The sequence below is a fragment of the Microbulbifer sp. YPW16 genome, assembly GCF_021290385.1.
Lineage (GTDB): Bacteria > Pseudomonadota > Gammaproteobacteria > Pseudomonadales > Cellvibrionaceae > Microbulbifer > Microbulbifer zhoushanensis.
Window position 1 is genome coordinate 650,670 of the sequence record NZ_CP089928.1, and the last position, 25,505, is coordinate 676,174.

The following is a 25,505-nucleotide window of genomic DNA, read 5'->3' on the forward strand; positions in this document are numbered from 1 at the left end:
CGGCTCCCGGTAGCGGGATCACTTCCAGTAATGGGTTCCGGCGCTATCCTGCAGCAGCGCAAGCATCTCCTCGTGCGCCTGCACCTCTTCCGCGGACGCCGCAACTACTGTGAGAGGCTGCCGGTCGGCCGCCAGGCGGCGAATAGCCCCCGGAGCCAGCTGGTGATTGTCTTGCCCCGCTTCCCCTTCGGTGCCCTGGTCACCGCCCTGGGCAAGGGCCAGGTCCGTCTGCCCACCGGTCATGGTCAGGTAGACGTCGGCCAGGATCTCCGCGTCCAGCAGCGCGCCGTGCAGGTCTCGCTGGGAGTTGTCGACGAAGTAGCGCTTGCACAGTGCATCGAGGCTGTTCTTCTGGCCAGGGTGCTTTTCCCTCGCCATGGTCAGCGTATCCAGCACACCGCAGTGCGCCGCTACGCTCTGCCAGCGCGGACTGCCCAGCAGCTTCAGTTCCCAGTCAATAAAGCCGACGTCAAAGGGGGCATTGTGGATGACCAGCTCAGCACCCTCACAGAAGGACATGAACTCGTCAGCTATTTTGGCGAACACCGGCTTGTCGTGCAGGAATTCATTGGTGATGCCGTGCACTTCAATCGCGCCGTCATCCACCTGTCTTTCCGGATTGATGTACTGGTGGTAATGACGCCCGGTAGGCTTGCGATTGACCAGCTCGACACAACCGATTTCAATAATCCGGTGACCACTCTTGGGATCAAGGCCGGTGGTTTCTGTATCCAGGACAACCTGACGCATCTCAACTCTCCAGTTCGTCTATTCCGCGGTTGGCCAGCTCGTCGGCCCGCTCGTTACCGGGATCACCGGCGTGCCCCTTGACCCAGTGCCAGTGCACTTCGTGCCCGGCAATTCCCTCGTCGAGGGCGCGCCACAGGTCGGCATTTTTTACCGGTTTCCTGGCCGAGGTTTTCCAGCCATTCTTCTTCCAGGAATTAATCCAGCTGGTGATGCCCTGGCGCAGGTACTGGGAATCGGTATGCAGGTCGACACGGCAGTGCTGCTTCAGGGCTGCCAGTGCCTTGATTGCAGCCAACAGCTCCATACGGTTGTTGGTCGTATGGGCCTCTCCACCGTAGAGCTCTTTTTCCGCGTCGCCATGAATCAGCAATGCGCCCCAGCCGCCGGGACCAGGGTTACCCCTGCAGGCGCCATCGGTATAGATTGTTACTTGTTTCAATGTGACTGTTTTTTTCCGGGTTCAGCGTTTCGAATGGCCCCGGCGTGCGGCCACACGCGGGCTTGAGGGGACTGGGCGCAGTGCAGGTTTGCGCTCACCGCGCCACTGGATGCGCAGTGTTCGCATGCGCGCCACTTCTTTGCGCGCGACTATGATGTAAAACCCTCCCCAAGGCAAGTGCCAGCGCGCGCCCAGCCGCTCCATCCAGGCGGTGCGGGCGAGCAGTTCCCGGTGCTGCAGTGGCAGGCGGAAGAAGCCCCGCTCGACCCTGCTTGCCTGCAGGTCCAGCAGGTTCATCCAGTCCTCAAGCCGCGCGGCCCGCAGGTGGTTACCCTGCTGCATGGCAGCGCGGGAAAAGATCAGGCGTGACGCCCCAAGCAGCGAGAACGGGTTGAACCCCAACAGCACCAGGTGGCCACCGGGTATCAGTACCCTCGCGGCCTCACGGAGTACCTGGTGGGGATGTTCGGAGAAATCGAGCAAATGGTGAAGCACCGCAACGTCAATCGATTCCGATGGCAGCGGCAGCTGCTCAAACTCCACCAGTGCGGCACCGCGCTGGCGCGGTGTCGGGGTCAGCCTGAAACAGTGATTGATACGGCTGCAGGCGGCGAAGTCGATAGTATCTGTCACACCCGCCTGCATCAGGTGATAGCCAAACAGGCCCTCTACCAGCGGCTGTGCCAGGGCCAGCTCCTGGGAGAGGATTTCCTGCCCCAGGCCACTCTCGAACCACCGGGCAACGTCGGCGCAGGACTGCGCCAGGCTGCTCGCCCCGGTACCCTGCCTGCCTCGTGACTTGTTTCCCATTGGTTCCCCGCGTGCATTTCTGGTTCCCGTCCCGGACGCCAGCCGCAACAGGCTTGCACAGGACCTGAGAGGGCGCAACCTGTTCCCGGAAGAACTGGATTTGCGACAACAGTGTGCTCGGCACCATCGCCACGGCACACCCGTTACACTATGTTATCGTTACCCATCCAAGATTAACCGGCGAGAACCATGCTCACAATATCTCCCATCCCGGCGTTCAATGACAATTACATCTGGCACCTGGAACGGGACGGCGAGCACTGGGTGGTGGACCCCGGCGATGCACGCCCGGTCATCGACGCCCTTGGCTCGAACAGTCTCGCAGGTATCCTGATCACCCATCATCACCTGGACCATACCGGCGGTGTGGCAGAGCTGAAAAATCGTTATGACTGCCCGGTTTTCGGGCCCGGCTCCATCGAGGGCGTAACCGACAGCCTCGAGGACGGCGACCAGTTCCGCGTGCTGGGCTGCCCGGTGCGTGTGATCTCCGTACCCGGGCACACCCTGGATCACCTGGCACTGCTGATGGACGACGACACTGGCGGCGGCCTGCACCATCATCTCTTCTGTGGCGACACCCTGTTCGCAGGGGGTTGTGGACGCCTGTTCGAGGGCACGCCTGAACAGATGTACGCCTCACTTTCCCGCCTGGGTGCCCTGCCACCCGAGACCCTGGTCTACTGCGCACACGAATACACCCTGGCCAACCTGCGCTTTGCCTCGGCGGCCGAGCCGGGCAACAGCACCCTGCAGAAACGCATCTCAGAGACAGAGTCCCTGCGCGCCCACGATCGCGTTACCCTGCCCTCCACGATCGGTGAGGAGCTGGCCACCAATCCCTTCCTGCGCTGCCATATTCCCGCCCTCGCTCGCTGCGCGAGCAATCACGGCGCCGACGACAACCCCGGCGAGGTCGAAGTGTTTGCCAGCCTGCGCCAGTGGAAGGATAATTTTTAACCAACCCGATCCTTCCATATGGCAGCAAAATAGTTTGTTTATTCCTTAATCAATGCATTTTGCGCAAAAACTAGCCAGTTTCCATTGACCGAAACCTAAACAGCTCTTTAGAATCAGAACATTAGAAAGAAAAGCTCAGGTCCAATAGCAATTTAAACGCCTGGGCTCTCAGAATGCACAAAACTTGCGGAAACCGGCATGGTTCACAAAAAACTGGCTGTTGCTGTATTGGCAGCAACAATGGGGGCCTGCGCGCAAATTGAGGATCAAGATGCGCAGCAGGGGAATTCACCAGAGGAATGGGAAGGAACCCATGTACAGGCAGAACCAATAGACCCGACGCCGACAATGGAGAAGGCCCTGCCGCCGGTCGATATCTGGGACCGTCTGCGGCGCGGCTTTAACCTGGCGCGACACACCGAGCATCCCAAAGTCCGCGACTACATCGCTTACTATTCGCGGAACGAAGGCTACATGGCCCGGGTTACCGAGCGCTCGCGGCGCTATATCTTCCATATTGCCGAGCAACTGGAAGCCGCCAACCTGCCGATGGAGCTGGCGCTGCTGCCCATTGTCGAGAGTGCCTACGACCCGTTTGCCTACTCCCATGCCAGCGCTTCCGGGATGTGGCAATTCATTCCCGCCACCGGTCGATCTTTCGGCCTGCACCAGAACTGGTGGTATGACGGCCGGCGTGATGTGGCCGCATCGACCCGGGCAGCCATCAAGTACTTTGCCTACCTGAACAAAAAGTTTGACGGCGACTGGGCACTGACCCTGGCGGCCTACAACGCCGGCGAAGGCACCGTGCGCAGGGCCCGTGAACGCAACGCCCGTCGCGGTAAGGGCACCAGTTACTGGGACCTGCCACTGCCGCGGGAAACCCAGCGATATGTGCCCCAGCTGCTGGCACTGGCGGAGGTTATCTCCCGCCCCGACCACTACCGGGTCCCCCTGCACGACGTCGCCAATGAGCCCTACTACACCGCGGTTGATGTGGGCAGCCAGATCGAACTGGCGCAGGCGGCACAACTGGCGGATATCGAAATTGAAGAGCTGCAGCTGCTGAACCCGGGCTTCAGCCGCTGGGCGACCGACCCCAACGGTTCCCACCAGCTGCTGATCCCGATCTCCAAACGGGACCAGTTCGTGGCCGCCCTGGCCGAGATCCCTGAAGAGCAACGGGTCAGCTGGGAGCGCTATCGCATCGTGCGTGGCGACAACCTCTCGACTATTGCCCGCCGCTACGAGACCTCAATTGAGGCGATCCGCCAGGCCAACAACCTGCGCGGCAATAATATCCGTGCGGGTAAGACCCTGCTGATCCCCCGGGCATCCGGAGCCAACGGCCAGTACGCCTACGCGCTGGACCAGCGTGTGGGTGGCGGCAAGAGCGGTTCCGGCAGCCGCAAGACCAACTATACCGTGCGCCCCGGCGATACCCTGTGGGGCATTGCCCGCACCCTGGGCGTCAGCGTGCGCCAGCTGGCCAGCTGGAATGATATGGCCACTGGCGAGACCCTGCGCCCGGGCCGCAACCTGGTGGCGTACAGCGGTGCGGGATCCAGCGGCTCTGCTACCCGGAAACTTTCCTACCGGGTACGCAGCGGCGATTCGCTCTACCGCATCGCCAGGAAATTCAGCCTTGAGATCGATGACATCCTGCGCTGGAACAAGCTGAGCAGATCCAGCTATCTCCAGCCCGGCCAGCAGCTGACCCTGTTCGTCAACGGCGCCAGCAGCGGCTGAGCACTCCAGGCCAACTGACTGAAACCCGGCTCCGGCCGGGTTTTTTATTGCATGCCACTCGCGCAGCAATTCGCAACAGCGCAACAGCCGGCGGGCCTCCAGGCATAAAAAAACCCGGCCGGAGCCGGGTTTTTCACACTGGCAGGATTTTGCCCTGGCGTCAGTCCGACGCCTCCACCAGTTCAATATCAGCCTGCTCGGCGAGGTACTTCTGCACCGCCGCGAGCTCGGCACTGCCACTCATGGCCGCCAGCTGCTGCAGCAGCGCCGAGCGCTGCTCGGGGCTCTGGCGGGACAGGTCGCCCTCCCGCACATCGCGCAGTTGCAGCACCACCTGGTCCCCACTGCCGGTGGCAAAGGTCTTTACCTTTCCGGACTCCGGCATGGCAAACGCCGCCTCGACGATCTCACCACGCTGGCCGAAGCCACCACGGCGAGTCTTGTCGCTGGTTTCCAGTGCCAGTTCGCGCTCTTCTGCGAGCTCGTCAAATGGCTTGCCCGAACGGAGCTCCTCGCCGATCGCCTCAGCCTTCTCCGCCAACTGGGCGCTTGCCTTTTCACGCTTCAGCAGGTCCACGATCTGCTCCCGAACCTCCGCCAGCGGATAGATACCGGCAGGCTGGTGCTCGGTAACCCGCAATACTACAGAATGATCTTCGGTCAGGTTCAATACATCCGAGGTGTTGCCATCGAGCATGACTTCCGGTGCGAATGCCGCCGCAACCACCTGTTCGTTGGCTGCGACGCCGGGACCACCTTCGCGACCAAACAGCGGTGCCTGTTGCAGCGGTACCCCCAGTTCCTCGGCGGGTCCGGCCAGGGTTTCCGCGTTGTAAGCCAGGTCCGCCAGACGGCCCAGCGCGGCAACGAATTCGCGTTCCGCCTCGGCATTGCGCAGCTGGGCGGTAATGGCGGCCTCGCGCTCCTCGAAAGTCGGGGGCTCGGCGCCTTCAATCTCCAGCAGTTTGATGAAATGAGTGCCGGCATCGGTGGTCACCGGGCCGGAAACCTGGCCTTCCTGCAGTTGCGCCAGTGCCTCCTCAAAAGCCTCCGGGAAAACCTCGCCGTCGGTGAACCCGAGATCGCCGCCCTCTTCGCTGGAGCCGACGTCATCAGAGTAAGTCCTGGCCAGTTCGGCAAAGTCCTCACCAGCATCAAGCTTTGACTGGATCTCCGCTACTTTGGCCTCATCGGCCTCCTCCAGCAGGATGTGTGCCGCGCGGCGACGCTCACTGGCCTGGAAGGTAGCGGCTTCCTGCTCGTACTGGGCACGCACATTCTCGGGCGACACTTCAATATTCCCGGCGAAAACCTCGGGCTTCAGCTCGATATACTCGATCGCAACCTGCTCCGGCCGCTGGAACTGAGCCTGGTTCTGGTCGTAGTACTCCTGTACTTCGCTGTCAGCTACTTCAATGCCCTCAAGCATTCCGGCCACCGGCAGTACCACATAATCGAAATCGCGCTCCTCCATGGAAATCTCGACCACCTGCTCGGCGTCGGCGCGCGTGGCAAAGGCTGTACCGCTGACACCGTCTGCATATTGCTGCAGGACCAGGTCACGCTCCATCACCTGGCGAAAGTTGGCGGGGCTATAGCCCATCCGGCGCAGGGAATCCCGGAACACCTGCGGGTCGAATTTGCCATTCACCTGGAATGCCGGAATCTGCACAGTCTCCCTGTCGACAGCGGCGGCACTCATGACCATTCCACTGTCCTGGGCTGCCTGGCGCAGGACCGAACTGGTGACCAGTTGCTGAAGTACGGGGCCACGCAGGCGCTCGTCGGTAAGCAGGTCCGCAGGGGCATTGTCGCCATACTGGCTCATGATCATATTGCGGCGATTCTGGATCGCACGTTGCAGATCCAGGTTGGTAATCTTTTCACCATTGACTTCCGCCACTTCATCGGTGGCACCACCACTGGCACCGGTGAAAAAATCAATTCCCCCAATGACCATAATAAAACCGAAAAAACCGGCAACAATAATCGCCGCCGTGCCTTTCAGGTTGTCGCGCATGGACTGAAGCATGCTCAGCTCCGAAAAATAACTCTGTGAAATTTATATGAATCAGAAACAAAAAAGGCGCATCCCAGCGATACGCCTCCTTGAAGCTGTGAACCTCTGGGGTCCCAGGCCTCTTAGTTTACTGCGTCCTTCAGGGCTTTGCCGGCCTTGAAGTTCGGGATTTTGGCAGCGGCGATTTCGATCGGGTCGCCGGTGCGCGGGTTGCGGCCGGTGCGTGCAGCACGCTCTTTAACGGCGAAAGTGCCGAAACCTACCAGTGCAACCTGATCGCCTTTCTTCAGGGCGTCAGTGATGCTGTCTACCATCGCGTCCAGAGCACGTCCAGCTGCTGCCTTCGGAATATCTGCAGATGCGGCAATTGCTTCAATCAGTTCGGACTTATTCACGCTTAATCCCTCTGTTCTTTTCTAGATATGTATCGGGGACCCCATGCCGGGATCCCTCTGCGTTCGAGCCTTGGCTATCGGCGATTTGCGCGCCGATCAATAAGCCACGTGTTATACCAACTGCCCGATAGCGGGTCAAGGAATCACGCGGGTTTCAGGGCAGTTGGGTATGAAAATGGGGCGACTGAACTGCAGTCAGATTATTTTTTAAGCGAACGCGGAGGTGGCTTCAGGCGCCACCTCGCGAACATTTTTTAGTGCGTCTGTACCTGGCGCTGGGAACGCTCCTCGGCGCGCTTCTGCAGTGCTGAGTACTCCTCATCGGTCAGGGACTGGGGCTTGTGCTCCAGGGCCAGGTCCAGCACCTGGTCGATCCACTTGACCGGCTTGATCACCAGGTCCTCGAGGATATTGTCTGGGATGTCCTTGAGGTCCCGCTCGTTATCCGCCGGTATCAATACCGTCCGGATACCACCGCGACGGGCGGCAAGCAGCTTTTCCTTCAGCCCGCCGATTCGCAACACTTCACCGCGAAGGGTAATTTCGCCGGTCATGGCCACATCGGATCGAACCGGGATACCTGTCAGTACCGAAGCCACCGCCGTACACATCGCAATACCCGCTGACGGCCCATCTTTCGGTGTGGCCCCCTCAGGCACATGGATATGGAGGTCGCGCGTCTCGTTAAAGTCCGGCGCGATACCCAGTGACTGCGCGCGGGCCCGGACCACTGTCAGTGCTGCCTGGATGGACTCCTGCATCACATCACCGAGGGAGCCGGTCTTGATTACGCGACCCTTGCCCTGCACTGCAGAGGATTCAATGGTGAGCAGCTCACCACCGACCTCCGTCCATGCCAGGCCGGTAACCTGGCCAATTTTGTTTTCCTCTTCCGCCCGGCCAAAGTCGTACTTACGCACGCCCAGCAGGTCTTCCAGCTCCTCCGGCTGTACTACTGCCTTGCTGGTGGTGGATTTCCGCACATGCTCGGTGACGATCTTGCGGCAGATTTTCGCGATCTCCCGGTCCAGTCCGCGCACACCCGCCTCACGGGTGTAGTAACGGATGATGTCCTTTACAGTGTCGTCCGACAGCTGCAACTCGTCTTCCTTCAGGCCATTGGCCTTGCGCTGCTTCGGCACCAGGTAGCGCTGGGCAATATTAAGCTTTTCGTCCTCGGTGTAGCCGGGCAGCCGGATAACCTCCATACGGTCGAGCAACGGCCCGGGGATGTTCATGGAGTTGGACGTACAGACGAACATGACATCGGACAGGTCGTAATCAACCTCCAGGTAATGGTCATTGAAGGTCTTGTTCTGTTCCGGATCCAAAACCTCCAGCAGTGCCGACGCCGGGTCGCCACGCTGGTCCATACCCATCTTGTCCACCTCGTCGAGGAGGAACAGCGGGTTTTTCACCCCGACCTTGGAAATTTTCTGGATCAGCTTACCGGGAAGCGACCCGATATAAGTGCGGCGGTGGCCACGGATTTCCGCTTCATCGCGCACCCCACCCAATGCCATGCGTATATATTTGCGATTGGTGGCGCGGGCAACTGACTGACCCAGCGAGGTTTTACCTACCCCGGGCGGGCCCACCAGGCACAGGATTGGCCCCTTCACTTTCTTGACCCGCTTTTGCACCGCGAGATACTCGAGGATACGCTCTTTTACTTCCTCGAGACCGTAGTGATCCTTGTCCAGGATTTCTTCGGCCTTCTTAAGGTCATGGCGGACACGGCTGGCCTTTTTCCACGGTACGCTCAGCATCCAGTCGATATAACTGCGCAGTACCGAAGCCTCGGCCGACATCGGCGACATCATCTTCAACTTTGCCAGCTCGGCGCGGGTCTTCTTCTCCGCTTCCGCGCTCATGCCAGACTCGGCAATCTTGTGTTCGAGTTCCTCGATCTCGTTCGGCTCTTCCGTGATTTCGCCAAGCTCCTTCTGAATGGCCTTCATCTGCTCATTCAGGTAGTACTCGCGCTGGCTCTTCTCCATCTGCTTTTTGACGCGGCCACGGATCCGCTTCTCTACCTGGATCAGGTCGATCTCGGAATCCATCAGGCCCAGGAGGGTTTCCAACCGCTCCTTCACACTGGACGTCTCCAGCAATTCCTGCTTCTGCCCCAACTCCAGCGACATATGCGCTGCAATGGTGTCGGCAAGCCGGCCTGGCTCGTCAATTCCAGACAGGGAGGTGATTACCTCATTCGGAACCTTCTTGCTGACCGAGACGTACTGCTCAAACTGCCCCATGGCAGAGCGAACCAGGGCTTCCGCCTCCGCTTCCGGCAGTTCCTCGGTCTCAAGCGTCTCTACGCTGGCGCGGTAGTGCCCATCTCCCTCGGTGATGTCGAGGATATTGACACGGTGACTGCCCTCTACCAGCACCTTGACGGTACCATCGGGCAACTTGAGGAGCTGCAGCACGCTCGCCACAGTGCCGACGCGGTAAACGTCTTCGGCGCCTGGATCATCCTCGGATGCCTGGCGCTGGGCGACCAGCAGCACCTGCTTGTCGGTGCGCATGGCTTCTTCCAGCGCATCGATAGATTTTTCCCTGCCCACAAACAGCGGAATCACCATGTGCGGATAGACGACAACATCGCGCAGCGGCAGCAGCGGAAACTCTTGTTTGGTGTCGGATGGCTGATCCATAGAACTCCTCTCGGCCCGATCACTGGCTATTCAGTCGCGCCACGGATGGCTGCAACGCAAAACTTGGTCCGCCTTTCAGCGGGATAGGCTAGAGATGGGGTAAAGTTGGCCACATTACAAGGGCCGGTCACGGGGAAATTTCCCCCAGCCACTCCCGGCTGCCCACCAGCTTGCCCTGACCGTTAATAATATAGGGATAGTTGCCGATTAACGGGAATATATCTCACCCTTCCCCACAGGCCGCAAAACTCCTCGCGTCATTCCACCCACCCTGCTCGCGCAGCAGCCACTTGTCGGGATACGGACTGCAGTACTGACAGGATCAATTAACCACACAAATCGAGCGGGCATAAAAAAAGCCCCGGACGGGGCTTTTCGGCTTGCGGCACCGGTTACTCTTCCGGTGCCGCCTTCTGTGAAGTGGATTCGTTGCTCTCGTACACCAGCAGTGGCGCGGATTCTCCCTTGATGACCGCTTCGTCGATTACCACCTTGGCGACATTGTCCATTGATGGAATGTCATACATGGTTTCGAGCAAAACGGACTCCATGATCGAGCGCAATCCACGGGCGCCAGTCTTGCGCTCCATGGCCTTGGCGGCGACCGCGTCCAGGGCGTCGGGCCGGAAGTCGAGCTCCACCCCTTCCATCTCGAACAGCTTCGAATACTGTTTGGTCAGGGCATTGCGGGGCTCGGTCAGGATCTGCACCAGCGCCGGGCCATCAAGCTCTTCCAGCGTCGCGGTGACTGGCAGGCGACCTACGAACTCGGGGATCAGGCCATAACGCACCAGGTCCTCGGGTTCCAGGTCGAGCAGTATTTCACCGAAGTTGCTGTTGCTGTCCTTGGATTTGACCTCGGCACTGAAACCGATACCACCCTTCTCAGAGCGGTCACGAATCACTTTGTCGAGACCCGCGAATGCGCCGCCACAGATGAACAGGATGTTACCGGTATCCACCTGCAGGAACTCCTGCTGCGGGTGCTTGCGGCCACCCTGCGGCGGAACTGACGCCACGGTACCCTCGATCAGCTTGAGCAGGGCCTGCTGTACGCCCTCACCGGAAACATCACGGGTGATCGACGGGTTGTCAGACTTGCGCGAGATCTTGTCGATCTCATCGATGTAAACGATGCCCTGCTGCGCCTTCTCCACGTCGTAGTCGCATTTCTGCAACAGCTTCTGGATAATATTTTCCACGTCCTCACCGACATAGCCGGCTTCGGTCAGGGTCGTCGCATCGGCAATGGTGAATGGCACGTTGAGCAGGCGGGCCAGGGTCTCGGCCAGCAGGGTCTTACCGCTACCGGTGGGGCCCACGAGCAGGATGTTGGACTTGCTCAGCTCAACCTCGTCCTTGCCCTTCACCCCGGATTTGCTGCGGAGACGCTTGTAATGGTTGTAAACCGCGACCGCCAGCACGCGCTTGGCGCGCTCCTGACCAATGACGTACTGGTCGAGGATCTCGGTGATCTCCTTGGGCGTAGGCAGGCGACCCTCGGGGCCTTCCGAACTCTCCTGCACCTCTTCACGGATGATATCGGTGCAAAGTTCGACACATTCGTCGCAGATAAAGACAGACGGTCCCGCGATCAGCTTGCGTACTTCCTGCTGGCTCTTACCGCAGAATGAACAGTACAGCAGTTTACCGTTGTCTTCTCCACTGCTCTGGTCGGTCATCAAAATACTCCGTGCTCAGTCGGCCAGCCGGTGACCCGGCTTCTAACGTGGTTCTATAGCAAGATGCTGCCTTTCGGCGCGTTTTTCAAGCCTTTTGTCATTCGGGAATACGGACGATAAGGCGGACCAGATCGCCGGCCGCCCGGTCACCCCTACTTTTCGAGCCCCTGGCGGCGGGACAGGACATCGTCCACCAGGCCGTACTCACTGGCCTCATCCGCGCTCAGGAACTTGTCGCGCTCGGTATCGCGCTCTATCTCGTCGATGCTGCGGCCAGAATGGTGCGCCATCAGTTCGTTCAGGCGCTGGCGAATCTTGAGGATTTCCTGCGCGTGAATATGGATGTCGCTGGCCTGCCCCTGGGCACCGCCACTGGGCTGGTGGATCATTACCCGCGAATTGGGAGTCGCAAAGCGCTTGCCGGTGGCGCCAGATGCCAGCAGGAAAGCCCCCATGCTGCAGGCCTGGCCGATGCACATGGTGCTCACATCGGGCTTGATGAACTGCATGGTGTCGTAGATCGACAGGCCTGCAGTCACCGATCCCCCCGGCGAATTGATGTAGAGGTGAATGTCCTTGTCGGGGTTTTCCGCTTCCAGGAAAAGCAGCTGCGCCACCACCAGGTTCGCCATGTGGTCTTCCACGGGACCCACGAGAAAGATCACCCGCTCCTTCAAAAGACGGGAATAAATATCGAAGGAACGCTCACCGCGGGCAGTCTGCTCTACCACCATCGGCACCAGGCCGGAGGCTGAAGGTTCAATCGCGGAATGGGAATTATCAAAACGTGCCATAAATACCGTCGCTTCCTTTTTTGGCGTGTAAGGCGAGATGCGCAACTGGCGCGGGAAATCCACCAGCCACTGAAAATCGGGTTTTTCTGAGCTTAACCGGTCGGGCGCAAGAAAGCCAGTCGGTGAAAAAGGGGAAGGAGGGAGCCGGTGGTCGCGAGATGCGACCACCGGTAAAGGGGTCGATCAGCCCTGCTGCTGGGGCTTGATCACATCGTCGTAGGAGCTCTTCACTTCCTCGACCTTGGCCTTGTCCAGGACGAAGTCCACTACCTGGTCTTCCAGGACGACAGACTCGACACCAGACAGCAGCTCGCGGTTGCTGAAGTAGTATTCGACCACTTCCTCGGGCTGCTGGTAGGTAGAGGCCAGCTCTTCCACCTTGGCCTTCACGCGATCGGCATCGACGTTCAGCTCATTCTGCTTGACGATCTCACCGACTACCAGGCCCAGCACCACGCGACGCTTGGCCTGGTCCTCGAACATGGCATCCGGCAGCATCTTCTGCGCGTCTTCAGCCTTGATCTGGCCACCGAACTGCTGAACCATCTGGTTGCGCAGGGTCTGTACCTCGCCAGCGATCAGAGCAGCCGGGATCTCCACCTCATGCTTCTCGGCCAGCTGGTCCATTACCTGGGTCTTGACCTTGTTCAGAGCCGCGTTCTTCAGCTCGCGCTCCATATTGTTGCGCACTTCCTCGCGGAACTTCTCTTCGCCGCCTTCCTCGACGCCGTAGGCCTTGAAGAACTCTTCATCCAGCTCCGGCAGCTCCGGCTTCTCGGAGGACTTCACCTTGATGGTGAAGGTCGCTTCAGCACCGCGCAGCTCTTCCGCCTGGTAGTCTTCCGGGAAAGTGACCTCAATCTCTTTCTCTTCACCGGGCTTCATGCCCAGGATGCCGTCCTCGAAGCCCGGGATCATCTGGCCGGATCCCAGCACCAGCTGGTGATCCTCGCCCTTGCCGCCCTCGAACTCCTCGCCGTCCTTGCGACCGACGAAATCGATCACAACGCGGTCGCCCTTCTGGGCCTTGCGCTTGGTTTCCTTCCAGCCGGACTGCTGCTTGCGCAGTACGTCGATCATGTTGTCGACATCTTTGTCGGTCACTTCGGCTACCGGACGCTCGACAGTGATCTCGGCCAGGTCAGCCAGCTCCACTTCCGGGTAGACTTCGAAGGTCGCCACGTACTCCAGGTTCTCACCCGGTGCGGTCTGCTTGGCTTCGATGCTCGGCTGGCCGGCAGGCTTAACCTGCTCCTGCTGCACTGCCTCGTAGAAAGAGCGGCTCATCACCTCACCCAGGACTTCCTGGCGCACACCGGCACCGTAGCGCTGGCGAACAACTTTCATCGGCACTTTGCCCTTGCGGAAACCGTTCATACGTACGGTTTTGGCCGCCTGCTGGAGACGTTTATCCACTTCTTTATCGACGACTTCCGCCGGCAGGTTGACGGTCAGACGACGCTCCAGGCCGGAAGTTGTTTCGATGGAAACCTGCATCTTAATCCTCGTGAGACTCTCTGTAGTCGCGCCGCAGCGCCAGCTCGTGATGGCCGCCGGGCTCACCCGGTCGACCTCTCTCAGGCGCGGGCCGGAGCATGGGAGCACCGGGCCCGGTATACGCCAAATACAAACAGCCCGCGCCTCGCCACTGATCCAGGGCCGGCAAACGGACTGCGCTTAACATTGCTTGGTGGGGACGGGGAGACTTGAACTCCCACACCTTGCGGCACCAGAACCTAAATCTGGCGTGTCTACCAATTCCACCACGTCCCCGTGGCCACTGCCGCTAACTCATTGATATATATGCATTTTACTGCATTGACCCGAGGGCCCCGCGACAGGGGGAGCAGATTGTGCCACAGCCACCGGGGCGCTTCAACAAATTGGGGCCTCGCCGGGCCGCCACGCAGCCCCCACATGCAGAAAGGGCGCCCGAAGGCGCCCTCTCTACGTCTGGCTGGATCTATCAGACCCGCTCGACGATCGTGGTGATGCCCTGGCCCAGACCAATACACATGGTCGACACACCCAGGTTACCACCCTCGTTCTGCATCACGGACAACAGCGTACCGGTGATCCGCACCCCGGAGCAGCCAAACGGGTGACCCAGGGCGATGGCGCCACCATACAGATTGACCTTGTCGTCCATCTTGTCCAGCAGGTCCAGGTCCTTCAGCACCGGCAGAGCCTGTGCCGCGAAGGCCTCATTCAACTCCACCTTGTCGATGTCGTCGATAGTGAGGCCCGCCTGCTTCAGCGCTTTCTTGGTGGAAGGCACCGGCCCGTATCCCATAATGGAGGGATCAACGCCCGCCAGGGTCATTTCGCGCACCTTGGCAATAGGCTCCAGCCCCAGCGCCTTGGCGCGCTCGGCGGACATTACCAGCATGACGGATGCGCCATCGGTAATCTGCGAGGAAGTACCGGCGGTCACCTGGCCATGCTTGGGATCGAACGCCGGCTTGAGCTGCGCCAGCCCCTCCGCCGTGGTATCCGGGCGGATGGTCTGGTCAGTCTCCACCAGGAAGGGTACGCCGTCCTCGTCGTGCCCCTCGATGGCGATGATCTCCCTGTTGAACTTGCCTTCCTTGGTGGCAGCGGCAGCGCGCTGGTGCGAACGGGCCCCGAATTCATCCATCTGCTGGCGCTGAATACCGTGCATCATCGCCAGGTATTCGGCGGTCATGCCCATGGAGCCGGCAGCCTTGGCCATATGGCGACCCAGCATCGGGTTGGGGCTGACATGCTCCATCATATTGAGGTGGCCCATATGCTCGACACCACCAACCACATATACATCGCCTACGCCGGCACGGATATTGGCGGCAGCAGTGTGCAGTGAGGACATGGAGGATCCGCACAGGCGGTTCACGGTCTGCGCCGGAATTGTGTGCGGCAGGCCGGCACGCAGCAGGATAAAGCGAGCCACGTTGAAGCCCTGCTCATCACGCTGCATCACGCAGCCCCAGATCAGGTCATCAATCTCAGCCGGATCCAGTTTCTCGTTGCGCTGCAGGAATTTCTTCAGCAGCTCCGCGGACATATCGTCCGCGCGCACATTGCGGTAAACGCCATTCTTGGAACGGCCCATGGCCGTACGGGCGTAATCGACAATTACGGCATCTCTGGGATCTAAACTCATCGAAACTCTCCTCACTTGTCGCCGTAGTAAGTAGTGCCGTTGGCGGCCATTTCGCGCATGCGCTCAGTGGGCTTGTACAGCTCACCCAGCTCGGCGTACTTGTCTGCCATCTTCACGAATTCATCCATACCGACCTTGTCCAGCCAGGCAAAGATGCCACCGCGGAAGGGCGGGAAGCCGATGCCGTAGATCAACGCCATATCGGCCTCGGCCGGTGAATCCACAATGCCTTCTTCCAGGCAACGGGCCAGCTCGGTAGCCATGGGGACCATCATGCGCTCGATGATCTCGTCCTTGTCGAACTCGCGGCGCTCGGCCACATGCGGCTTGAGCAGCTCGTAGGCCTCATCGGTAGCCACCTTCTTGGGCTTGCCCTTCTTGTCTTCTTCGTAGTTGTAGAAGCCCTTGTCATTTTTCTGGCCGTAGCGCCCGGCCTCGTACATGACATCGGATGCAGCTTTGAAGGTTTTGCCCATGCGCTCCGGGAAACCTTCTGCCATCACTTCCTCGGCATGGACACCGGTATCGATGCCAACCACATCCATCAGGTAGGCCGGACCCATCGGCCAACCCCAGCGCTCCATGACCTTGTCGACTTCCTGGAAGTCGGCACCGTCGCGGACCAGCATGGAGAAGCCGGCAAAGTACGGGAACAGGACACGGTTCACCAGGAACCCGGGGCAGTCACGCACTACAATCGGCTTCTTGCCCATCTTGTTGGCGAACGCCACCACGCGGGCAATGGCGTTGTCAGAGGTCTTCTCACCCCGAATCACCTCCACCAGCGGCATCTTGTGCACCGGGTTGAAGAAGTGCATGCCGAGGAAGTTTTCCGGGCGCTTCAGGGCTTCGGCCAGCTTGTCGATGGAAATGGTCGAAGTGTTGGAAGCGATCACGGTGTCGTCACTGACCTTGCCTTCCACCTCGGACAGCACCGAGTGCTTGACCTTCAGCTTTTCCACTACTGCCTCGACCACTACGTCGACGTCGTCGAAGCCGTCGTAGCTCAGGGTCGGCTCGATGCGGTTGAGGGTCTCGCCCATTTTTGCCGGCGTCATGCGTCCGCGGTCGACGAGCTTGGTCAACAGCTTGTTGGCCTCTTTCAGGCCCAGGTCGATGCCCTTTTGCTCGATGTCCTTCATCTTGATCGGCGTGCCCTTGTAGGCAGACTGGTAGGCGATACCGCCTCCCATGATGCCGGCACCGAGCACGGCGGCGCGCTCAATCTTCTTATCGGCTTTCTTTTCCCAGCCCTTGGCAACCTTGCCAATCTTCTGGTCATTCAGGAACAGGTTCACCAGCGATTCGGCGGTATCGGTCTGGGCGCACTCGATGAACTTCTGCTGCTCAATCTTCAGGGCCTCATCGCGGTCCACCTTGTAGCCCTGCTCGATGGACTCAACCGCCTTCACCGGTGAGGGGTAGTTGCGTCCGGCCTGCGCACCAACAAAAGCCTTGGTGGTGAAGAAGGCCATCATGGCCTCGGTGTCATTCAGGGGGATGGGCGATTTCTTGATCTCGCGGCGCGCCTGGTAATCCAGCTCGCCGTCAATGGCGCGACCCAGCAGCTTGAGCGCAGCGTCTTTGAGCTGGTCATTGGCAACCACCGCATCCACGGCGTGGGCGGTGAGGGCCGCATTCGGTTTCTGTTCCTTGCCGGCAGCGATCCACTCGGCCGCAACATCCACACCTACCACGCGCGGCAGGCGCACGGTGCCACCCCAACCCGGGATCAGGCCCAGCTTGACTTCCGGCAGGCCAACCTTGCCCTGGTCACCCATAACCCGGTAATCACACGCCAGGCAAACCTCAAAACCACCGCCCAGGGCGAAACCGTTGATGGCCACCACGGTGGGCACACCCAGGTCCTCCAGGCGGTTGAAGTTCTCGTTGTTCTTGTTCATCAGGTCGGCGATGCCTTCCGGGCCGGCCGAGAAAGCGCCGCCAAATTCGGTGATATCGGCACCGACGATGAATACACCCTTGCCACTGGTGAGCAGCACGCCTTTCAGGCCGTCCGCCGCCTCAATCGCGTCCAGCGCTTCGGAGAGCTCCCCCACAGTCTGGCGATTGAATTTGTTGACAGACTCCCCTTCAAGATTGAAGTTGAGCTCGGCGATGCCGTTGTCCAGCATCTGCACAGTTAGCGCTTTGCCTTTAAATAACATTGATTGACCTCTTGGATTCAGGGCACGGGTCGGCCCGGGGTCGAAGTTTTTCTGTGACCGGGTGAAGCGTACGCCAGGCAGTGACGCCTCACTCCATTTCGGTCAGCCAGCCCTAGTATAGCCAGATTCAAACATTCGTTTGAATACCATTTCTTACAAATTGGATGGCCCCACAAGTATCAGAGTTCAGAAATTCACCAACCAGTATCGACGCTGGCAAAAGGCACCGGCGCCAATGGCGAGACCGATCAGACACTGGGCGGTGAATTGGCAGTGACGAGAATACAGTCGCAGTCCCCGGGATTGCGAAAACGGTGCGGCCTGCGACTGCTGAAATAGTAGCCGTCCCCGGGCCCCAGGACGGCAACCTCGGCGCCCACCGTTACCTCCAGTTGGCCGGATACGATGACCCCGCCCTCCTCGCCCGCATGGCTCAGCATCTCCGGACCGGTGTCCTCGCCCGGCGGGTACACCTCGTAGAGAATGGACATTTCGCGCCCCTGGATCCCCGCGCCCACCAACCGGTACTGGATCACACCGGTACCCATGTCCGGCATTTCATCGGCACGAAAAAAAACCTGGGAGGAGTCGTCGAACTGCAGCGTAAAGAATTCCGCCAGCGACATGGGGATGCTGTCGAGCACCTTCTTGAGCGAGCCCACTGAGGGGCTTACCCGATTCTGCTCGATCAGGGAGATTGTGGCATTGGTGACGCCAGCCCGCTTGGCAAGCTCCCGCTGGGACCAGCCATGCATACTGCGCACGGCCTTGAGTCGCGAGCCGACGTCATCTCCATCCTTGAGGTCCGGCGGCTTTACCGCCGGTTCGCTTTCCGCCATAAGCCACCTGCCTGTTGCGTGGGATCAGTCTACGCCATTCGCAACCGGCAGCAACAGGCTTTAGCACATATCATCAAAAGGATTGTCAGCAGGGAGCTCTACGGGCTCCAGGCCCGGCAGGGTCATGCGCTCCGCAGACACCTCGATGGCACTCTCGTCCACCAGCCCCTCGCCGAAACGGTAAATCGCATTCAGGTCGCCCCGGGAAGCGCGGCGGTCGTATTCCATCGCCCGCTCCTGCACTGCCTCATTGCGCTGGCGAGCCGCGGACAGGGCTTTCTCCCCGTGCCGCCGGGCCAGCATTTTCTCCACCAGGTGCGGGGCGAGCACGCTCGCCGTGGCATTGTTGCCGCCGAAGCCCTTGGAGTTGAGGAAAGCGACATCCAGGGATTCCGGCGCCCGTTCGCGGTGCTCCAGTGAGATATCCAGGTGCTGGTGATGGACATCATCCGCCACCCTGTCGATGGTGGTGATCCCGGGCAGGATGCCCCGCCTGAACATACCCAGGCTGGTGATCAGCTGGTCGCCACTGGCGGCGGCCACTGTGTGCCCCAGGTATGCCTTGACCGCGCATACCGGCCAGCCTTCAATGCCGAAAGCGCCGGCTACCCGGTCGAAAATAGCGGACTCGGTGACGCGGTTCTGCGGCGTGCTGGATCCATGGGCCTGGACAAAGCTGCGCCGGCGCAGGCTCTCCTCGCCAACAATTGCCCGGGTTTCCGCCAGTGCACGGGCTACCGTGAGGTAATTACCGGGCCCGGGGGCGGAAATGGATTTTTTGGTGCCATCCGCGTTGACGAATACGTTGGCCACTGCACCGTGGATACTGGCACCCAGCTCCAGGGCCAGCTCATCATCCATCAGTATCGCCCACTGGCTGCCCTCACCGAGGGTAAAACCGCAGTTTTCCCCGAACGGCCGGCTCGCGCGACGGTAGTCGATTTCCCCCGGGAACAGCTTCCGCAGCCCGTCGACATTGGCCAGCGCCCCCATGGTGGTGTAGCCATCCACCACCTCGGGCACCAACGGGGCCTCGGCGGCACCCACCACGGCCACGCGTGCACGCCCGTGGCGAATATCCTCCACTGCCGCACGCAGGTTGTAGAGATAGGTGGCGCAGGCACCGGCAACCGCGCCGGTCGTACCCACACTACCCAGCACGTACGCGTTTACAAAGTCAGCAGGCATACTGGTCAGGCCCAGCGCCAGCTGCTTCGAGCTTACCCGTGTGCCGCGCAAGCGGGATTGCAACAGGCCGCCATTACCGTAGGGGTCAAGCTGGCTCATGGCGGAACTGGCGTAGACCGAGATTTTGTCGGGACCCGCCGCGGACACCACCGTATCCCAGTCGATTCCCAGGGACTGCACCGCATCGGAGGCGCCAAGGATCGCAAGCTGCAGGCCGCGGGGATGGAATCTGGAGTTATATTCCCGGGAGGGTTCAAAACCGGTGGGCAATTGCCCCGCCGAAGCCACCGGGATCTCCCGGTAACTGTCCAGCATCACTGACAGCCCGCTGCAGTGGACCCGCACCCTGCCCTCGCCCAGGGACTCAACCTGCCAATCTTCCGGCAACGGGTCCGGCAGCTGGCGGGCCGTCATCTCGAAGGTGAAACCCTCGGTGTTGCTGAGCTCTGCCGGCTGGTGATAGTGGCACTTGCGGTAGTCGTAGAAGCGCTGCTCCAGCTCCCGCACCAGGGTGCCGTCCAGCACGCGCCGCTCCAGTGCAGCATCGACGGGCTGCCCGGCTTCCTCGCCCTGGCGCAGGCCCATCAATGCGGCGAGGTCCGCCAGGGTATCGGCGCGCTCCGCCGCTCCCAGGCTGTCGAGCACCAGGCGGTGATAGCCCCGGTGAAAGGAACTGCGTCCGGCGGGGTTGAAACCGCCAAATGCGGTGATGACGGGTAGGCGCTGCATCCTTACCTCCAGCTGCAAGGCTGAGAAATTGACTAAATTCGACGGTAGGTCAGTTTAGGGGGTGGCGAATCGGCCTCGTTATGGGCATACTGGCCAGCAAAATTGAGTATCTGGCCAGCGGCATCCCCGGGGCCTGCTTTTCCTTGTTTCAGGTATCCAGAGTTCAGAGAAGTAATGCGAACCGTCACCTTTGTACTGATCGACCAGATGCTGGCAACCGGAACCGTGTTGCCACTGGAAATGCTTCGCGGCGCCCAGAGCCGCGCCCGCGCCGAGGGACTGGACGGCGGGGACGGTGACAGCGGGATGCGTATCCTCACCGTAAGCCTCGACGGCAAACCGGTGAAAACCCGCTCCGGCTTCCCGCTGGCCCCCGATGCGGCGCTGGCGGATGCCCCCGACAGCGATATCATCTACCTGCCAGCACTGTGGCGCAATCCGCGACCGGCCCTGCGCCGCTCCGGGGCACTGCTGGAGTGGCTGGAGAAACAGGCCGCCGGCGGTGCCGCAATCAGCGCCGTGGGCACCGGCGTATGCTTCCTGGCGGAAGCGGGTCTACTGGACGGAAAACCGGCAACCACGCACTGGCATTACTTTGAGCGCTTTGCCAGTGACTACCCCCAGGTGAAACTCAAGCGGCAGTACTTCATCACCCAGGCGGAAAAGCTTTTTTGCGCAGCCAGCGTCAATGCGCTGGCCGATGTAACCGTCCACCTGATCCGCCAGCTCTACGGCTCGTCCGTGGCCAGTCATGTGGAGCGTAACTTTTCCCACGAAATCCGCCGGCCGTTCGAGGAGATCGCCTACTCCGAGGGTTCGGTGCACCTGCACCCGGACGAGGAAATTGTACAGGCACAGACGTGGCTCAAGGAACACTGCAGCGAAGAGGTACGCCTGAGCGAAGTGGCGGAACACTTTGACATGAGCGTGCGCTCCTTCAACCGACGCTTCAAGCTGGCCACCGGGCAGACCCCACTCCAGTACCTGCAGAATGTCAGGGTCGATATGGCGCGGGAATTACTGCAGTCGAGCAACCTGTCGGTCAACGAGATTGCAGAGAAGGTGGGCTACCAGGACATGGGCCACTTTACTGCGCTGTTTAAGAAGTTTCTCGCCACTACACCCAGCGAGTACCGCACTACGGTCCGCGCGAAACTGTTTCGGGTCAACACGTAGGGCAACCCTGTGCCCGGGCACGGCGGGTGATGCAGCACAGCTGCCGCCTGCTGCGGCCGCGGCTGTGTCTCTATTTACGCAGGAACACCACATCCCGGTCAGCCAGCCGCATGCGGGCCCCCAGGCGATCCGCCAGCCATGCAAATGTCCTTTCACTGAAAAAACAGATATGGGTCGGATCGCGGATATAGTGCCAGCTGGCAAAACGCTCTGGTGATATCACCAGCTTGGTCATCAGGGCGAGAAGCCCACCGGGATTGAGTCGCGACCAGAGCAACTCCAGTATTTCGCCCGGCGCGGAAAGATGCTCAACAACCTCTGTGGCCACGATAAAGTCGAAGCTTTCTTCCAGCACACTGGTATCGGGGGCATAGAATGCATCGTAAATGGAGACCGAGTGTCCCGCTTCGGAGAGCATCTTCGCCAACAGCGGAGCCGGCCCGCAACCAAAATCCAACCCACGGGATGCCGCAGGCAAGGCTTCCAGCAGGGGGACAGCACAACGGGACAGGAACCGGCGGTAGCCCGGATCTTCCAGAGAGTTTTCGTGAAGGTCGTAGTAGGCACGCTCCTGCGCGGCCCCGAGATGAAATTCCGCAGGCACAAATACCAGTGCGCACTCCGCGCACTGGTAGTAAGGTCGATACTTATCCGTGTGGTAGGGCTGTGCGGCGCTGTGGCCGCACAGTGGACAGTCCTGGTTCAACTGGAAAAGTGTCAGGCAGCCTGCTCTTCACCGGTGGTATTCCGGTCTGACTGCAGCAACCGGCCTTCTCCGATCTCGATCGAACGGGGCTTCATTGCCTCGGGAATTTCCCGCACCAGCTCGATATGCAACAGGCCATTGGAAAGGTTCGCGTCCACCACCTTCACATGATCGGCCAACTGGAAGCGCCGCTCGAAGTCCCTCGCCGCGATACCGCGGTGCAGGAATTTACGCCCATCAGCCGATTCATCAGACTGCTTGCCGCTTACGGTGAGGCGATTCTGCTCCACCTGGATATCCAGTTCTGACTTGTCAAACCCGGCAACCGCCATGCTTATCCGGTAGCTGTCCTCGCCGGTAAGCTCAATATTGTAGGGCGGGTATGCGGGCTGGTTCTGCTCGCTCGCAGTCATTGTATCCAACAGGTTGGCCATGCGATCAAAGCCAATAGCGGAACGGTAAAGCGGGGAAAAATCAAAATTACGCATTGTCATATCCTCAATTCAGAGCAATATTCACGATATGCCCGTCCGAAGACCGGGCGCTGCGGGAGAGCCTCATTCGAGCACCCTGCCCGTACAACTGATATAGGGGCATGCGTAAGCTTTTCAAGACTGGAAAACAGGGATTTTTATGTCGAAACGGAAAGGGGAGAAGAACGCGCCCGGGCAGCCAGGGAGCGACTCGGTTCGCCTGTTTATCGGCATCCAACCCGACCGCGCCACCCAGCACTTCCTGGATGGACTGGTTGGTCACGCACGGCGCCTGCTGCCCCCCGGAAGGGATAAAACCCGCTGGACCAGTGCCAGCAACCGCCACCTGACACTGGCATTCCTGGGCGAGACCTCTCCCGAGCTGGTTCCCGCCATCGAGAGGGGCCTGGTAGAGATCGCCGACAACGCCACCGCCTGCTCGGCCAGGGTCGTGTCCCTGGGCCCCTTCCCACGCCCACGGGCCGGCCTGCTGGCCGCGGAAATGATCAGCAACCCGGGCCTGGACCGGCTGCACAACGGCTGCCGGGAGTTAATGCGCGATCTTGGCATGAAACCCGAAAGCGCCGCTTTCCGCCCCCACTTTACACTGGGGCGTAACCGCCGGGGATTCGGCCGCTTTCCCGCCGAGCAGCTGGACTTCGTGGTGCAGCTGGACAACCTGGTGCTATATCGCAGTGAAATGGCACCCGGTGGAAGCCAGTACACGCCGCTGTTCGAGGCCTTACTGGAAGTGCGAGCGACTCCGGGCGACGATGCCGCCCGCAACTGACAACCATAAAAAAAGCCCGCTGAAAGCGGGCTTCTTTACAAGACGGCCTGGGTGAATTCCCCGGCCGGCACCTGCAGCAATCAATCCAGGTAAGACAGCGCGTATTCGGGATACATGATTAACCGCGGCCGCGACAGGCGGCGTGCATCGAGGATAAACACGTAGTTTTTGCCCGCATCCTCTGCCGGGATGGTCCGCCGGAACTTGAGGGTACTGAAACCACTTACCTCATAGGTCTGCAGCCCGGCCTCTACCGGGGCCACGACGCGATACTGGTTATGGCCCAGAAACTCAAAATCATGGGGATCTCCCCGGGATGACTCCAGTGTGAGGGATTTGAAGGTGTGCGTACCCTGCCCCTCGCCTTTCTCTGCCATCAACTCTTTCAGGCGTGCCTGTTCCCGCTTTACGTAAGCCAGGAGCTCCTCATCGATTTCATCCAGCGCCTCGCCCTGGGCTGCCGCGGAAGAACCTGTATCCTGCGCCTCGGCCGCCTTTGCCATGGACGGCTCCGGCAGTTCCGGTTTTTTTACCGGGGGCTGGCTTTTCGCGAGCTTCTCTGCGCGGCGAGCCGATTCAGCTTTTTGCAGCATTGCTGCAACCAGTCCATCCACCTTGCTCTTCTGGGCGGCGATTCGATCACGGCTGCGGGCAATCGCCTGCTGGACGCTCTGCTCCTCTGCCTTGAGCTCCTCGTAATTGGACTGGATGATCTCCACCCTCCGGGAACGACTGTCCACGCCACGCTGCGCCATCTTGAAGGCATGCTTCGCCTTGCGTAGCTGGCGCTCGGAGTTGGTGTCGGCGTTGCGCTTGTGCTCGCGCTCTGCACGGGTCAACTCGATACGACTCTGTTCATAGTTTTCGCGCGCCTCTTCCAGGGAGTCACGTGCCTCACCGAGCTTGTAGTCGTAGGCGAGGAGCTCATTCTCGAAGTCCTCGGCTTCCACCATGCGGTTTTCCAGCGACTGCTCCATCCGCGCAAGACGGTTCTTCTCCGCGTTCAGGGTCGCCTGGGTCTGGGCAACAGCCGTCGCTCCCCAACCCAATGCAACCGCCAGCCCAACCCACTTGCAGTACCTCGCTACCACCATAATCAAGAACCTGTTACCTATTTTGCTCTCGTTTTACGCACCCTGCCCCGCCCGGGCCCCCGAAGGGAAAGCAGCTGCAATAACCAGGCCAGCTGCTGGAAGGCAAGTGCGTCACGGATAATCGCTTTATTTGTTCCCCAAATTGCCGAGCGCCCACGCCGGGCACTGGGCTCTCATTCTACGCAGCGCCCGCCGGCACTGCAACGACTGGCGGCTTGCAGTCGGTCACTAAACACTCACCTCGCGACGGAACTTTTCGCTGCCCGGGGGCACCATTTCGGGTCACATTTTTGTGACATTTTTACCGTCGCAACGCTTGATTTTTTTCTTGGCGGGAGCATTATGGGTAACAGGGAGCAAAAAGCTGATCTCGATGAGATTGGAGCCCGGACGTAAAACACCTTGAGCCGCACGGCGGCAAAATAATCGTTGCGAATCCGTTGGCCTCCGGTCCCGAAGCTCTCAGCTACTCCCTAAAAGGGCGCCCTTCCTTTTATCCGGCAAACCGCACAAGCGGCCTGCATGGTTTTCCTATAACCGGAGGTAAGTGCCCATGAAAATTGCGCCGAACGATAACATCGTGTTCCGCGATATCGACAAGTCCCCTGCTCTCGCAGATACGGTATCGAAAAAACTGCATAAACTGGAACGTTATTGCGGCGACATCATCCAGAGTCGTGTCGTGCTCGAAGCCCCCCACCAACACAAGAACAAAGGCCGGCAATACCGCGCCTCGGTCGAACTGGCCGTCAGCGGTACTCCCGTGACCATAAGCAACGAAAGCGAATCCATTCATCGGGCAATCAAAACCGCTTTCGAATCTGCCGAACGCTGCCTGAAGGAGCGCAGTAACCGGCGTATTGCCCAGCGGCACCAGGGAGTGGCAGGCTAGCAAGTGACGAGCTAGTCACCGCCTTCGCACCCTTGCCCGAGTTCCGGGC

General features: G+C 60.1%; 21 protein-coding genes and 1 tRNA gene. 5 read left to right on the forward strand and 17 right to left on the reverse strand.

The genetic code is table 11. The features are described from left to right. Window positions 1-18 precede the first annotated feature (18 nt). The 3 genes from dnaQ to LVE68_RS02855 are packed head-to-tail and all read right to left on the reverse strand — an operon-like array spanning window position 19 to window position 1,999. Complete coding sequence (dnaQ, locus tag LVE68_RS02845; protein WP_232942882.1) at window positions 19-750, reverse strand: DNA polymerase III subunit epsilon; 732 nt, start codon at window positions 748-750, stop codon at window positions 19-21. A 1-nt stretch (window position 751) separates the two neighbouring features. After that, window positions 752-1,189: a ribonuclease HI gene (gene rnhA, locus LVE68_RS02850; protein ID WP_232942883.1), complete on the reverse strand. Its 438-nt coding sequence runs from the start codon at window positions 1,187-1,189 to the stop codon at window positions 752-754. Window positions 1,190-1,210: 21 nt separating this feature from the next. Then, window positions 1,211-1,999: a class I SAM-dependent methyltransferase gene (locus tag LVE68_RS02855; protein ID WP_232942884.1), complete on the reverse strand. Its 789-nt coding sequence runs from the start codon at window positions 1,997-1,999 to the stop codon at window positions 1,211-1,213. 189 nt (window positions 2,000-2,188) lie between these two features. Here LVE68_RS02855 and gloB point away from each other — a divergent pair, with 189 nt between their 5' ends. Continuing rightward, window positions 2,189-2,959, forward strand: coding sequence for a hydroxyacylglutathione hydrolase (gene gloB, locus LVE68_RS02860; RefSeq protein ID WP_232942885.1), 771 nt, complete (start codon window positions 2,189-2,191; stop codon window positions 2,957-2,959). A 198-nt stretch (window positions 2,960-3,157) separates the two neighbouring features. After that, window positions 3,158-4,708: a LysM peptidoglycan-binding domain-containing protein gene (locus LVE68_RS02865; RefSeq protein WP_232942886.1), complete on the forward strand. Its 1,551-nt coding sequence runs from the start codon at window positions 3,158-3,160 to the stop codon at window positions 4,706-4,708. A 160-nt stretch (window positions 4,709-4,868) separates the two neighbouring features. Here LVE68_RS02865 and LVE68_RS02870 read toward each other — a convergent pair whose 3' ends face one another. From LVE68_RS02870 to LVE68_RS02920, 11 genes are all read right to left on the reverse strand, one after another. Next, complete coding sequence (locus LVE68_RS02870; protein WP_232942887.1) at window positions 4,869-6,740, reverse strand: SurA N-terminal domain-containing protein; 1,872 nt, start codon at window positions 6,738-6,740, stop codon at window positions 4,869-4,871. Window positions 6,741-6,850: 110 nt separating this feature from the next. Beyond that, entirely contained in the window at window positions 6,851-7,123 is a 273-nt protein-coding gene (locus LVE68_RS02875; RefSeq protein WP_010132873.1) for an HU family DNA-binding protein, read from the reverse strand. A 254-nt stretch (window positions 7,124-7,377) separates the two neighbouring features. Next, window positions 7,378-9,783, reverse strand: coding sequence for an endopeptidase La (gene lon, locus LVE68_RS02880; RefSeq protein WP_232942888.1), 2,406 nt, complete (start codon window positions 9,781-9,783; stop codon window positions 7,378-7,380). A 392-nt stretch (window positions 9,784-10,175) separates the two neighbouring features. Next, window positions 10,176-11,465: an ATP-dependent Clp protease ATP-binding subunit ClpX gene (gene clpX, locus LVE68_RS02885; RefSeq protein ID WP_232942889.1), complete on the reverse strand. Its 1,290-nt coding sequence runs from the start codon at window positions 11,463-11,465 to the stop codon at window positions 10,176-10,178. A gap of 152 nt (window positions 11,466-11,617) precedes the next feature. Further along, window positions 11,618-12,259 carry an ATP-dependent Clp endopeptidase proteolytic subunit ClpP gene (gene clpP / locus LVE68_RS02890; protein WP_232942890.1) on the reverse strand — a complete coding sequence of 214 codons (642 nt, stop codon included), beginning with the start codon at window positions 12,257-12,259 and terminating at the stop codon, window positions 11,618-11,620. 183 nt (window positions 12,260-12,442) lie between these two features. Next, complete coding sequence (gene tig, locus LVE68_RS02895) at window positions 12,443-13,756, reverse strand: trigger factor (protein ID WP_232942891.1); 1,314 nt, start codon at window positions 13,754-13,756, stop codon at window positions 12,443-12,445. A gap of 191 nt (window positions 13,757-13,947) precedes the next feature. Then, window positions 13,948-14,032 (reverse strand) — tRNA-Leu (locus LVE68_RS02900). A 193-nt stretch (window positions 14,033-14,225) separates the two neighbouring features. Next, window positions 14,226-15,401, reverse strand: coding sequence for an acetyl-CoA C-acyltransferase FadA (gene fadA, locus LVE68_RS02905; protein WP_232942892.1), 1,176 nt, complete (start codon window positions 15,399-15,401; stop codon window positions 14,226-14,228). An 11-nt stretch (window positions 15,402-15,412) separates the two neighbouring features. Next, a complete protein-coding gene (gene fadB, locus LVE68_RS02910; protein WP_232942893.1) occupies window positions 15,413-17,569 on the reverse strand; it encodes a fatty acid oxidation complex subunit alpha FadB in 2,157 nt (718 codons plus the stop codon). Window positions 17,570-17,817: 248 nt separating this feature from the next. Then, entirely contained in the window at window positions 17,818-18,408 is a 591-nt protein-coding gene (locus LVE68_RS02915) for a cupin domain-containing protein (protein ID WP_232942894.1), read from the reverse strand. Window positions 18,409-18,468: 60 nt separating this feature from the next. Next, window positions 18,469-20,325, reverse strand: coding sequence for a beta-ketoacyl synthase (locus tag LVE68_RS02920; protein ID WP_232942895.1), 1,857 nt, complete (start codon window positions 20,323-20,325; stop codon window positions 18,469-18,471). A 174-nt stretch (window positions 20,326-20,499) separates the two neighbouring features. Between LVE68_RS02920 and LVE68_RS02925 the strand changes: the two genes are divergently transcribed. Further along, window positions 20,500-21,501, forward strand: coding sequence for a GlxA family transcriptional regulator (locus LVE68_RS02925; protein WP_232942896.1), 1,002 nt, complete (start codon window positions 20,500-20,502; stop codon window positions 21,499-21,501). 70 nt (window positions 21,502-21,571) lie between these two features. On the opposite strand, the gene LVE68_RS02930 is transcribed toward LVE68_RS02925, so the two are convergent. Further along, a complete protein-coding gene (locus tag LVE68_RS02930) occupies window positions 21,572-22,105 on the reverse strand; it encodes a class I SAM-dependent methyltransferase (RefSeq protein WP_232942897.1) in 534 nt (177 codons plus the stop codon). Window positions 22,106-22,218: 113 nt separating this feature from the next. Continuing rightward, the gene (locus LVE68_RS02935; RefSeq protein WP_232942898.1) at window positions 22,219-22,695 is read right to left on the reverse strand and encodes an Hsp20 family protein; all 477 of its coding nucleotides are present in this window, start codon (window positions 22,693-22,695) and stop codon (window positions 22,219-22,221) included. A 145-nt stretch (window positions 22,696-22,840) separates the two neighbouring features. Between LVE68_RS02935 and thpR the strand changes: the two genes are divergently transcribed. Beyond that, complete coding sequence (gene thpR / locus LVE68_RS02940; protein WP_232942899.1) at window positions 22,841-23,470, forward strand: RNA 2',3'-cyclic phosphodiesterase; 630 nt, start codon at window positions 22,841-22,843, stop codon at window positions 23,468-23,470. Between the two features lie 80 nt (window positions 23,471-23,550). Here thpR and LVE68_RS02945 read toward each other — a convergent pair whose 3' ends face one another. Continuing rightward, window positions 23,551-24,564: a hypothetical protein gene (locus LVE68_RS02945; RefSeq protein ID WP_232942900.1), complete on the reverse strand. Its 1,014-nt coding sequence runs from the start codon at window positions 24,562-24,564 to the stop codon at window positions 23,551-23,553. A gap of 553 nt (window positions 24,565-25,117) precedes the next feature. Between LVE68_RS02945 and hpf the strand changes: the two genes are divergently transcribed. Then, window positions 25,118-25,456: a ribosome hibernation-promoting factor, HPF/YfiA family gene (gene hpf, locus LVE68_RS02950; protein WP_232942901.1), complete on the forward strand. Its 339-nt coding sequence runs from the start codon at window positions 25,118-25,120 to the stop codon at window positions 25,454-25,456. Window positions 25,457-25,505: the final 49 nt, after the last annotated feature.